This window comes from Acidiplasma cupricumulans, assembly GCF_001402935.1.
GTDB classification, from domain to species: domain Archaea; phylum Thermoplasmatota; class Thermoplasmata; order Thermoplasmatales; family Thermoplasmataceae; genus Acidiplasma; species Acidiplasma aeolicum.
On record NZ_LKBH01000074.1, the window covers coordinates 1 to 1,444 of the forward strand.

At 27.4% G+C, this 1,444-nt stretch carries 1 protein-coding gene; it reads right to left on the bottom strand.

Features of this window, described 5'->3' with window-relative positions:
* Positions 1-673: 673 nt before the first annotated feature.
* On the bottom strand, positions 674-1,444 hold a 771-nt coding region (locus AOG55_RS02505; protein WP_156318725.1), incomplete at its 5' end, for a glycosyltransferase family A protein.

A 1,444-nucleotide genomic window follows, 5' to 3' on the forward strand; every position in this document is an offset into this window, starting at 1 on the left:
AAAAGTTTAATACTATTATAATGCCATATACCTTATATGATTAATGGAATGATGTAATCAGGAGCACATATTGATTAAAATTTATAATAATAACATTATAATAATGACATGAAAAATATTAAATAAATAAGTGGGTGCGGGAATACTACGCTATATGAATTTAAAAATTAATTTCTTTAATAAGCCAAATAATTAGATTAAATTTATTTAATAATTAGATATTGCTATTTATACCATTTAATTTCTGTGATATCCTGAAATAGGATTCAGTATCCAACATCAATCCAAATGCTTATTTTTAGACACTAAAAGCATTGAGAAGAAGGATAATTATCTTGAAAAAGGATAAAAAGTAGAATGTTTTAATCTGATAATGGTGCATTGATAAATGCGGAGTTAAATATATGATATAATATTATAAAAAAGCAATCCCAGGGGCATTTGTCTGTATAAATCGTATTGGATTATATCCGAGAAGTTTAAGTATCAAAGAGGTGATAACTTCCAAAGATACATGTTACATGGTTAACAGAAACCAAAAACCTCTCAGTTGAGGAAATATCATCAATGTTCAGACACACAAATCTATTTGAATTAAGGCACTATAAACCTGAAATAAAAAAGGAGGATGAAAATGTCCCTGCACCAGCCGCTGGGCAAAAATAAATTTTTATTATTTTATTGTAAGTTTAAAATATTTTAAAAATGATCTTAAAACAAGTAGGGGTCTAACAGAATAAAACCCAAAAAATAAAAGGTAAATCCAGTATATAAACTCCGGTGGGGTCTTATCGAAACCTCTGGAAAATATAGTAAATCGGGTTATTACATATATCCTCTTTAAATGCTTTTTAGGTCTTCTGGAATCAAAAATATTTTGAAAATACACAATATTATTGAGATATAATTTTAACCATGAACAGTAATTATTTCTTGAGGTATTTTTCTGATGCTCCCTGTAATATGTGAGCACGGTACTGGTGTTCAAAATATTGCACGAATTATCTAATGCACATAAATAAATAAAAGTGTCCTGTGCAGCTGAAACTTTTTTTATTTGTTCAAGATATCTCATTAATATGTTCTTATTTACAGAAATTGATGACATATTAAAATCTGGTTTTCTTCCCAGCTGCCTGTAAGATGCATTTTTAATGTTACCGGAAAAAAACAATGAATTATTGTGGATATACCCAATATTTTTGCTGGAAAATTCATTATAAATAAATTCAAGCTTTTCAGGAAGGAATATGTCATCATCGTCCATGAAAACAATAATATCCGAACCTGCATTTTTAATTCCGAGGTAAATGTAATTTCCAATTATTCCATCTGTAATAATTTGTCTGACATTTAAATTAGTATAATTGCTTAAATCAAAACTAAAGTTTGATATTAAAATAACCTCAAAATCTTTAAATTTTTGTGATGCAAGAGAATTAAA